This window comes from Paenibacillus sp. E194, assembly GCF_000935845.1.
GTDB classification, from domain to species: domain Bacteria; phylum Bacillota; class Bacilli; order Paenibacillales; family Paenibacillaceae; genus Paenibacillus_B; species Paenibacillus_B alvei_B.
Genome location: NZ_JMDX01000230.1, coordinates 1 through 8,905, shown reverse-complemented (window position 1 = coordinate 8,905; position 8,905 = coordinate 1). Strand labels below are relative to the sequence as shown.

General features: G+C 45.9%; 14 protein-coding genes and 1 pseudogene. 9 read left to right on the top strand and 6 right to left on the bottom strand.

Annotation, left to right across the window (positions count from 1 at the left end):
• The first annotated feature begins 256 nt into the window (after positions 1-256).
• Together AZ66_RS23340 and AZ66_RS30900 are read left to right on the top strand one after the other, a co-directional pair.
• Positions 257-475, top strand: a complete 219-nt coding sequence (locus tag AZ66_RS23340; protein WP_044357045.1) for a hypothetical protein — start codon at positions 257-259, stop codon at positions 473-475.
• Positions 476-698: 223 nt separating this feature from the next.
• Positions 699-836 carry a putative holin-like toxin gene (locus AZ66_RS30900; protein WP_082061700.1) on the top strand — a complete coding sequence of 46 codons (138 nt, stop codon included), beginning with the start codon at positions 699-701 and terminating at the stop codon, positions 834-836.
• A 121-nt stretch (positions 837-957) separates the two neighbouring features.
• On the opposite strand, the gene AZ66_RS23335 is transcribed toward AZ66_RS30900, so the two are convergent.
• Entirely contained in the window at positions 958-1,179 is a 222-nt protein-coding gene (locus AZ66_RS23335; protein ID WP_021262039.1) for a helix-turn-helix domain-containing protein, read from the bottom strand.
• A gap of 654 nt (positions 1,180-1,833) precedes the next feature.
• Here AZ66_RS23335 and AZ66_RS23330 point away from each other — a divergent pair.
• Positions 1,834-2,166, top strand: a complete 333-nt coding sequence (locus AZ66_RS23330; RefSeq protein ID WP_044357044.1) for a hypothetical protein — start codon at positions 1,834-1,836, stop codon at positions 2,164-2,166.
• A 196-nt stretch (positions 2,167-2,362) separates the two neighbouring features.
• On the opposite strand, the gene AZ66_RS33900 is transcribed toward AZ66_RS23330, so the two are convergent.
• From AZ66_RS33900 to AZ66_RS23310, 5 genes are all read right to left on the bottom strand, one after another.
• Positions 2,363-2,440: a putative holin-like toxin gene (locus tag AZ66_RS33900; protein WP_227774339.1), complete on the bottom strand. Its 78-nt coding sequence runs from the start codon at positions 2,438-2,440 to the stop codon at positions 2,363-2,365.
• Positions 2,441-2,680: 240 nt separating this feature from the next.
• Entirely contained in the window at positions 2,681-2,920 is a 240-nt protein-coding gene (locus AZ66_RS23325) for a DUF4318 domain-containing protein (RefSeq protein ID WP_082061699.1), read from the bottom strand.
• Positions 2,921-3,080: 160 nt separating this feature from the next.
• Entirely contained in the window at positions 3,081-4,031 is a 951-nt protein-coding gene (locus AZ66_RS23320) for a GDP-mannose 4,6-dehydratase (protein WP_044357042.1), read from the bottom strand.
• Positions 4,032-4,133: 102 nt separating this feature from the next.
• Entirely contained in the window at positions 4,134-4,568 is a 435-nt protein-coding gene (locus AZ66_RS23315) for an ImmA/IrrE family metallo-endopeptidase (RefSeq protein WP_021254540.1), read from the bottom strand.
• Positions 4,569-4,607: 39 nt separating this feature from the next.
• Positions 4,608-5,039 carry a helix-turn-helix domain-containing protein gene (locus AZ66_RS23310; protein WP_044357040.1) on the bottom strand — a complete coding sequence of 144 codons (432 nt, stop codon included), beginning with the start codon at positions 5,037-5,039 and terminating at the stop codon, positions 4,608-4,610.
• A gap of 270 nt (positions 5,040-5,309) precedes the next feature.
• Here AZ66_RS23310 and AZ66_RS23305 point away from each other — a divergent pair, with 270 nt between their 5' ends.
• The 6 genes and pseudogenes from AZ66_RS23305 to AZ66_RS23280 form a co-directional block, all read left to right on the top strand.
• Positions 5,310-5,732, top strand: coding sequence for an ArpU family phage packaging/lysis transcriptional regulator (locus AZ66_RS23305; protein WP_044357038.1), 423 nt, complete (start codon positions 5,310-5,312; stop codon positions 5,730-5,732).
• Between the two features lie 301 nt (positions 5,733-6,033).
• Positions 6,034-6,456 (top strand): phage tail terminator family protein, encoded by a 423-nt coding sequence (locus AZ66_RS23300; protein ID WP_044357037.1) that lies wholly within the window; start codon positions 6,034-6,036, stop codon positions 6,454-6,456.
• On the top strand, positions 6,449-6,661 hold the full coding sequence (locus AZ66_RS23295) for a hypothetical protein (protein ID WP_044357036.1): 213 nt from the start codon (positions 6,449-6,451) through the stop codon (positions 6,659-6,661). The genes AZ66_RS23300 and AZ66_RS23295 overlap by 8 nt, the downstream gene beginning before the upstream one ends.
• Positions 6,661-7,977, top strand: a complete 1,317-nt coding sequence (locus AZ66_RS23290; RefSeq protein WP_044357035.1) for a phage tail sheath family protein — start codon at positions 6,661-6,663, stop codon at positions 7,975-7,977. The genes AZ66_RS23295 and AZ66_RS23290 overlap by 1 nt, the downstream gene beginning before the upstream one ends.
• 1 nt (position 7,978) lies before the next feature.
• Positions 7,979-8,439: pseudogene (locus AZ66_RS23285) on the top strand (phage tail tube protein).
• Between the two features lie 57 nt (positions 8,440-8,496).
• Positions 8,497-8,905, top strand: a 409-nt coding sequence (locus AZ66_RS23280; RefSeq protein ID WP_044357034.1) for a phage tail assembly chaperone, incomplete at its 3' end; no start/stop codon positions are given.

Below are 8,905 nucleotides of genomic sequence, written 5' to 3'. Positions count from 1 at the left end.
AAATTAGACATGTTGAGTACCGCGCTGCAATGCTACTGATGAAATACGAATCAGCGCGAGCGTCCGGCATAAACGAGAGCCACCACGAAAGTGTGGCAGAAGCAGCCGGAGTATTCCCATCACCCGCTCCATAACAAATGAAATGCGCCGCAAGGCGCTTTTTTATTTGGAACGGAAATGAGATGGGAAGCGAACCCCAAGGGTTCGACCGTCCGTAAAGACATCGAGGAGATACAAGAGTAGGACGAGGGTCAACATGAACAATAAACCATTATTTTACCCTACGAATACGGAGGATTATCTGAACCAATTCGTAGACAAAGAAACGATATCGAATTGGGCTAATCCAACGATGTCTTTGGCTGTGAAGCAGCGATTGATCAATGTTCCCGCAGATAAGAGGATTAAATCTCGCGAGGCTGTCAAGCGTAGAGAAGCTGCCCGAATGCTGTACCGACTTTATTTGCAGCTTTGACCATACAGGCCGGATAAACAGCTTGCACTGATCGTTTCCCGGTAGCTACTGGAGGAGGATCGCCAAGTTCATCCGTAAGCGGATGATTCCGTCTCAACCTTGTTGAGTGTGCGCTGCAATGTTTTTAATAGTTTACGAAAGTGAGAAAAATAGGATATACTTTCCATACAATAGAATGGCTTTATGGGCGGTCGGCTAATCTCCCGGAAGGGAGGTGAAGCCTGTGAGTGTATATGAAGCACTATCCGTTATGTTTCAGTTCGGACTGTGGATATTGGCGTTGCTAACATTGATTGTAACGCTGCTAATATACTTGCACGAAATAGACCGCCCTCAGCAAAAGGTATGCGGTCTATTTTAACGTAAACCTATAGCCACCGCCTTTGAAGCGGCTATTGTACAGAGTCGTGTTCCAGCACGACTCTTATTATTTATATGATATCATAGCGTTTTTTAAACGTCTATTTTAAGTTTAAAGGCGTTTATTCTTCAGCTTCTTCTTCGAATTGCAATATTAGGGATATATCTTTAATGTTCAAAGCATAAGCGATCTTTTCTAACATCTCCAGATTTACCTCTTGTCTTTTTGTACTACATAGCTTTGAAATTCTAGCTTGCGCAACACCTGATAGCTGAGCTAGTTCTGTCTGCGTGATTCCTTTTTCTTTCATAACTTCTTTAAGTTTGATTTTAATACGTAACATTGTCTAGATCCCCCTTGACAAATTATGACCGCAAGCGTATATTAAATATGACTACAAGAGTATAATTGTCTAAAAGTAAATTATTCGATTCCCAAAAAGTATAACTTTTTACTCGTTTCTCTTCGACAAAAAGAGGTGGGTTATATATGCTATGCATGGAGTAATGGTTGGTCAATTAACTTTATAGTTATAATGAAGCGAATCAGCAACCTTACATAGGTTTAAACCGAATGCATTCAGTATTATTGATATGACTAAGGGAGACCTATCTAAAGCAAAATTTAAGTGATGTCACTCGTACTCAATCGTCAATAGATACCGTGAATCAACGATACCAAACAAGTACGTGAATTATCAACCGTATAAGTAGCCTGATTGTGAAAATGGCCATTGCTGATGTTATAGGCAAAAGCCCTAAGAACAATGGAATTTCTGTACGAGATTTTCATAAGTAAACATCAAGAATCGTAAATGCGGATACTCGCAAGCTCTGATTTCTAGCATGAACACCATGTATGTTATCACACATTGCGCTGAAACGTTGGGAAACATCATGCCGAAGACAATATTTATTTATTAGGTAATCGAAGTTATTACGGTTACACACTATTAAATGGTCAAGCTCAGATTCATGATAGAGAAGGTGAGTGCGGCGTGGAACAGGCAGTTATCGAACTCGTACTCGATCTCGGATACGAAATCGTTTATCGGAATGGATATCTTATCGCGGAAGATTATCTAGTTATTATCGAGCACGGTATTATGTGGCTATACCATGTAAGCCAGAAGAACGACAGAGGATTTTACGTAAGCAATAAGGCTGGAATTTGGCTCGGGCAGTTGAAAGGAAAAGAAGCAGCCGATGAGCCAGAACTCATAATGCGGGTCATTGACTTCATGCGAGATATGTCCTTTTACGACTTTTTGATTAAGCATCACGATTGGACAATGGACTATGATTTTCATTTCGTCGAAGCCGTGAGTTAATCTTATAAAAGAATTGTGACAAAAGGCACTTTATTTGCTCTGGAGTGAAAGGAGCATCATAAGAGCGCTTGAGGAATAAATTGTAATATGCTAATATAACAGGGGATCGTGCTGGAACACGATCCCCATGACAACTACCGCAATAAGAGCGGGGGCGTTCTGGGAGGAAGTAACCTGCGACTGTGCAAAGGGCGGGTTACTTTTTTTTATGGAAGGACAGCATCAGGATAACAAATGTTCCGAATGACAGCATTAATGTCAATGCTTCATACATTGTCATGGCACTCACCTCCTCGAAAGAAAATGATGGACCTTCTTTCTATGAAGATGGCGCCTCCTGCCCTTAAACCGTTTTCGTTGTCCTAGTGATTATACCATATTTTACTATATGAAAAGAGTCTGTTAGAGGCTCTTTTTCTTTTTTTACTAATTGTAATTGCTACCCAAAAGCGGCGATCTCGGCAAAAAAGAGGATCGCCGCAATTTCAACGATCTATGTACGTATTTCTTGCATTTATACTTCTTTGAAATGAAGGACGAAACCGGGTCTTCCGGCATTCTCAACCTGGCATTTATACACGATATCATCAATTGAAACAACGGCTGGTCGATCATATTCAATAAACTTGTAGTTTACCTTCTCTTGAACGCAATAACGCTCAATTTCATCTAAAAACTGCTGCTTGCTTTGTGGAAGTTGATCGAGCTCAACCGAAAAGCCTTTCTTCATCAGCTTCTTCCAAACATTCTTCATGATGCTTGTCCTCCTCTGCATAAATAGATGATTTCTTTCCGTATCATCCATTCTACCATATTCATCCGTTCCATATGGATCGAAGAGAAAGAATATGCGACCGACCTCAGTGGACGAAAGAAGCGGTCGCATCGGCTTATGGCGGGGGCTTGCAACTAGTCTATACGCGCTCGCGCCAGTAGTTCAGCAAGTCTTCGAGGGTATGATCGAGAGGAATTTCTGGCCTCCAGCCTGTATGTTCTGTAAATTTCGAATGATCGCCAAGCAGAATTTCGACGTCGGATGGACGCATGCGGCTCGGATCTGGCACAATGTCGATCGTAATATTGGATTTAGCCAGCAGCATATCGAGCATTTCTCGAATCGTGACGCAAGAGCCGGATGCAATATTATAGCAGTCTCCAGCTTCTGCACGCTCCAGCGCGAGCCAATAAGCGCGGACAATATCGCGTACGTCGGTAAAATCGCGCTTCGCTTCCAAATTGCCCACATGGACAGTAGGTGGACGAACGCCCTTCTCAATTTCGGCAATCTGCTTCGCGAAGTTGGACGTAACGAACTGTTCACCACGGCGTGGACCCGTATGGTTGAAGGTTCTCGTCCGGATGACATGGAGGCCGTAGCTCTTATGATATTGATAGCCAAGGTAGTCTTGAGCTGCTTTGCTCACTGCATATGGACTTAACGGACGGAGGGGATTTTCTTCTCGTATCGGAGTTTCGTGCGGCTCTACATGACCGTATTCCTCACTGGAGCAGGCAATTTGAATTTTACAATCGAGATTGATGCGTCTTACCGCTTCGAAAATATTCAATTGACCCGCAACGTTGTTGTAGATTGTATCTGCTGGCGAGTTCCAGGAGGTAGGGACGAAGCTCTGAGCGGCCAAATGAAAAATAAGATCCGGCTTCTCATTTGTAATGAGCGATTCTACAGAGAATGCATCGCGGAGCTCACATTCTGCCAGATGAATATCGGGCAGAATGTGGCGAATGTGTTCTAGGCGGCTGCGATTGCGAATTGTGCCGATTACCTCTACATTTTTGTCCAGCAAAAATTCCGCCATATGACTTCCTACGAATCCGGAGATCCCGGTGACAAGTGCCTTCATGTAACTGATCTCACCTCTCAGGTTGATAACATACACCCATAGTTCGGCATTACCCTATACTATGTGGAGTAGGCTGAAATTGGTGACGGCATTCGTACCGATTTATTCTTGCTCCGAATCTGTAGGAAGGAACCTAGCTAGTTCAGCTGGAATATCATTGCGCGCACAGTACATTTCCCGGGTCTCCCCAAGTAAGCACTCTTGATCATGCAGCAGCAGAAGCAGAGCGAACTGATTGGCTTGGCGCTCGAACTTGCCAACATGGAACAACGTATGCTGTTCGGTAAAGAAATGCCCGATGCCTTTATGTAGTCTGTCATGGGCAAGCTCGTGAGCGCACACGAATCGCTGCCATTCGAACGGCAATTCCGAATTAATGACAATATAGCGGCGTCGGAGCTTATGGAAATAGAGGCCGCGCGTTGATTTCCCGAGATCAGCTGTTCTAACTTGAATGTTCAAATATTGTGCAAGCTGAAAAGGACAGTTCGTTTTATATTTTCGAATTAATGATCGTACAATCTTCTCTACATCCATGAGATGCACCTCGCGGATAGGTTAGTCATTGAGCTATGTTCAGCCCCGGGGCTTGCGCTTATTGCGCTTCTTCGCATCCCAGAACAAGGCTTCCAACACTTGAAGCACCCGTTCACGGTCTTCCTCCTCGATGGGGACGCCATCGAACATAATTTCAGAATCTTCCTCCAACAACTGGCGGAAGTCCTTCTTATCTCTCCATGTGGCCCACTCAGGAATAGAATCAGATGAAGTTAAGGCCAGCGGCATCGAATTATCGATACGGCCTAGCAAGTAATCGCTCGATGTATGCAGCAGATCGGCAAGTCTGCCGATGATATCGCTCGGCGGCGTCGTTCGTCCTGCTTCATAATTGGCTACATTGGCGCGTTTCATACCGAGCGCGTGGGCAACATCGTCTTGCGATAAGCCTTGCTTGAGCCGCAGCTTCTTAATACGGGAACCTACAAGTTCTTTGTTCGTTACGGACATGGCTACCACCCTTATTTTACATATGTTCATAAATTCAAGATTGACGTTCATTTTATGAGCATGGTATGCTTGCAGTGTATCACACAGGAACAGGTGTTCGCAATAATTATCGGTGAGTTGTTTAGAATGAACAGCATCATTCTATAATGTTGTTTTGCACAACACAAGGCCAAGTTTAGTAGAACAATTCTTTTTTATTTCATGTTATTTTAAATAACTTCATTTCTAATTATGTCACTAATAATAACTTATATATGAGGAGCGATGAGGATGTTGGCAACGGTGAATCGGTCGGCTACGCGAAAAATGGTGGAGCAGTACTTGTCTATGGCACGTTTGTACAAAAGAACAGGCATCGTACGAAGAGAGATGAAAATGACGACTTCCTATGAACCGAGATTCCACGGTGCGACGAATCAGGTAGGCAAGCCAGTAGAAGAGATTGCCCTGCACAATGTAGATAAGGAAGCATACATGAAAATGGTACACGACAATGTCATGAAGGCGGTCACACATCTAGGCGACATGGAGCGCGAATTAATAGAGAACTGCTATCTCAATCCACATGTACAGAAGCCAGATTATCTGCTTTGCTTTGACTTGAATGTAAGTGAGCGTACATTCCGCAGAATCAAAGCACGGGCAATTACCGAGTTGGCCTTTATGCTTGGAATTGAAGTATTCGAGGATTGATGTAAGTCGTGGTTCATATTTCTTTGCTCTGCACATTAATCAAGAATAGCTGAGCAAGTCAGAAACAGAATGCTCGTGTCGAGCAAGAGCAAGGACGAGGACTCGAATGTATTGCATGATGAGATCGCAGTGACCTCCCGCTGGCCGGATGCTGGCACACAGGTGGACGGGACAAGGTGCTAAGATGATAGTGTGAGGTTGTGGGCATGGGGGCAGGACAACCTCGCAGTGAGGAAGGGAGAACCGTTTGCGGCGAAGCTGTATAACGGTTTTTTTGTACCGCAGGACAGGAGGTGAGGGCTTGCGAAGCAGCGAGATTCGGCAGGGGGTGATGAGTCGGGTACGGGAACGTTACCCTGACATCCCAGTGTTGGAGTCAGAAGAACGAACGAATGAGTTAGCGCCCTGTTTGGTCGTGAAGCTCGTTCGAGGGGAACGGACTCGTGCAGGCGAAGGTCGCTATCAAGCGCAAGCAGCTATCGAGGTCGAGTATTATCCCGATGCAAAGGCTGCTTCCGTTCATGATGTTGCGGATGCGCTGTATGATGCGCTGGAGCTGATTGAAGCAGGCGGCAGCTTATGCAGGGGGACAGGCTGGAAGCATGAGATCGTGGAACGCAAGCTGCGGTTCCAAGTGCAGTATGAGTACATGCTGACACGTTCTCGAGAGGAAATGAGCAAGATGAATGCCATGAAGCAGGAGGGACGCATTCGAGATGTCTAATGCAGACAAGCAGGACAAGCGTAATGTGGAACATGCCGAGGCTGCGGGAGAATTCGCTTTTGCGAAGGAGCAGTGGCTGGAAGCGAAATGCTGGAGTGCAGGCGAGCGAGACATGCTGCATGCGCTTCTGGCGGGCAACGAGCAGTACACGAAGGCGCAGATCGATGCGCTGCTACACCAATTTCAAATTCAGGAGGTAAAGTAATGGCTGGAGGAACATGGACGACGCAGAACAAGGTTAGACCAGGCGTATATGTACGCTTTCAAGGAGAGGCTGCTCCATCGGGAGCGGTTGGCGAGCGTGGGATTGTGGCACTGCCGCTGAAGCTGAGCTGGGGGCCAGCGAAAAAGGTTGTGGAATTGAACGCAGGGGAACCGGTATTCGAGCAGCTAGGCTACGAGTTGACGGATGAGGCTCTGCTGCTGGTGCGCGAGGCGTTTAAGCGCGCGAAGAAGGTACTGTTGTATCGATTGAATGAAGGTGCGCAGGCGGCTGCAACTCACAAACAATTGAAGGTGAAAGCACGCTTTGGCGGTGTTCGCGGCAATGATATTCAGCTCGTCGTACAGACGAATGTGAATGACAATACGAAGGTAGATGTAATTACGAAGGTTGGCGGACGTACCGTGGACAACCAGACGGTGAATCTGGCTGAACAGCTGACTGCAAATGCATGGGTTGAATTTGAAGGTACAGGAGCGATTGAAGCAAATGCTGGTCTGCCTCTTACAGGTGGAGACGACGGCAATGTGGTGAATGCGGATCATGTATCTTTCCACGAAGCAATTGCCGTTCATGATTTCCATACGGTTGCGCTTCCTTCAACTGATGCTGCGCTATGCTCTGTCTATGCGGTATTTGTAAAGCGTATGCGCGAAGAAGAAGGCAAGAAGATTCAGGCTGTTATGGCTCAATATCCAACTGCGAATCACGAAGGCATCATTAGCGTCAAAAATGGCGTGAAGCTGGCAGACGGCACAGTGTTGAATGCTGCTCAAGCAACAGTTTGGGTGGCTGCGGCAACAGCATCGGCAGCGATGAATGAGTCGTTGACGTATTCCGCTTATGAAGATGCGGTCGATGCTGATATTCGCATGACGAATACGCAGGTTGAAGAAGCTCTGCGCAAGGGTGAATTTGTATTCGTGCATCATCTTGGCCATGCTGTGGTGGAGCAGGATATCAATACATTGACGGCCTATACGCCGGACAAGGGGCAGCCGTTCTCCAAAAACCGCGTTATTCGCGTGTTGGACGGCATCGCCAACGATATGAAGCGAATTTTCGAAACGACGTATGTCGGCAAAACGAACAACAATGAAGAAGGACGTCAATTGTTCCGTGCAGAGTGTATCGCCTATTTGGATCAGCTTGAGCGCTTGAATGCAATTCAGCCGTTCGACGCCCAGACGGATGTGCTTGTTGCGAAGGGTGAGGCTTCGGACAGTATCGTCATTCAATTGAATGTGCAGCCGGTCGATGCAGTAGAGAAAATTTACATGAGAGTGAAGGTGAAGTAAGATGGGTTTCTTACAAGCGAAGGATACGATTTCGGGACGTGAAGGCACAGCTTTTGCACAAATTAATGGTCAAAATGAAGAAATGTTCTATATTAAAACGCTGGAAGCGAAAATAGAAAACAAAAAGCAGAAATTAAAACACTCGGCAACCGTGCCACACAGCACAAAACCTCCGGCTGGTCGGGAACAGGCAGCATGACAATTTACTATATGACGCCATTATTCCGCAAGATGATGCTTGATTATATTAAGACCGGCAAGGATACAAACTTTACGATTAATGTGACAAACGCAGATCCTACTTCTTCGGTGGGCACGCAGACGATCATGTTGAAGAACGTGAACCTGAACAGTGTCGTTATGGCGAAGCTGGATACAGAGAGTGACGTTTTGGAGGAAGAATTGGAGTTTACGTTTGACGATGTTGATATTTTAAGCAACTTTAATGCGCCTACAGTGTAATTTTAAATAACATAATTACCAACTAATATTCATTCAAGATGAGGAGAGCGATTGAAGATGACTACATTAAGCTATTTCTTTGCCCAAAATGCGGAACCAAATACGGAGATGCCATTCATTGTGTCCCCGCGCTTTAAGGATGACAAGGGGGAGCCGGTTGCATGGACGCTGCGCAGTATGAGTGAAGTGGAGAATGAGCAGTGCCGTAAGTCGGCAACAAAGCAGGTGAAGGGCAAGGGCGGGGTTGTTACGCCGGAAATCGACTTCAATGAATATACCGCAAAGCTGATTGTGGCAAGCGTTGTGTATCCGGACTTGAAAAATGCAGAGCTTCAGCAGTCTTACGGCGTTATGGGTGCTGAGGCGCTCCTGCGCAAAATGCTCTTGCCTGGCGAATATACCGGGCTGCTGCAGCAGGTGCAGACGCTGAACGGCTTCAATCAGGATATGAACGAGCTTGTCAATG

What these genes read in the sequence shown, in the direction of transcription:
- AZ66_RS23310 (WP_044357040.1), bottom strand. Translation starts at nt 5,039, where the DNA reads ATGTCCGTAACGAACAAAGAACTTGTAGGTTCCCGTATTAAGAAGCTG.
- AZ66_RS23295 (WP_044357036.1), top strand. Translation starts at nt 6,449, where the DNA reads ATGTCTAATGCAGACAAGCAGGACAAGCGTAATGTGGAACATGCCGAG.
- AZ66_RS33900 (WP_227774339.1), bottom strand. Translation starts at nt 2,440, where the DNA reads ATGTATGAAGCATTGACATTAATGCTGTCATTCGGAACATTTGTTATC.
- AZ66_RS23320 (WP_044357042.1), bottom strand. Translation starts at nt 4,031, where the DNA reads ATGAAGGCACTTGTCACCGGGATCTCCGGATTCGTAGGAAGTCATATG.
- AZ66_RS23305 (WP_044357038.1), top strand. Translation starts at nt 5,310, where the DNA reads ATGTTGGCAACGGTGAATCGGTCGGCTACGCGAAAAATGGTGGAGCAG.
- AZ66_RS23325 (WP_082061699.1), bottom strand. Translation starts at nt 2,920, where the DNA reads ATGAAGAATGTTTGGAAGAAGCTGATGAAGAAAGGCTTTTCGGTTGAG.
- AZ66_RS23340 (WP_044357045.1), top strand. Translation starts at nt 257, where the DNA reads ATGAACAATAAACCATTATTTTACCCTACGAATACGGAGGATTATCTG.
- AZ66_RS23315 (WP_021254540.1), bottom strand. Translation starts at nt 4,568, where the DNA reads ATGGATGTAGAGAAGATTGTACGATCATTAATTCGAAAATATAAAACG.
- AZ66_RS23335 (WP_021262039.1), bottom strand. Translation starts at nt 1,179, where the DNA reads ATGTTACGTATTAAAATCAAACTTAAAGAAGTTATGAAAGAAAAAGGA.
- AZ66_RS23290 (WP_044357035.1), top strand. Translation starts at nt 6,661, where the DNA reads ATGGCTGGAGGAACATGGACGACGCAGAACAAGGTTAGACCAGGCGTA.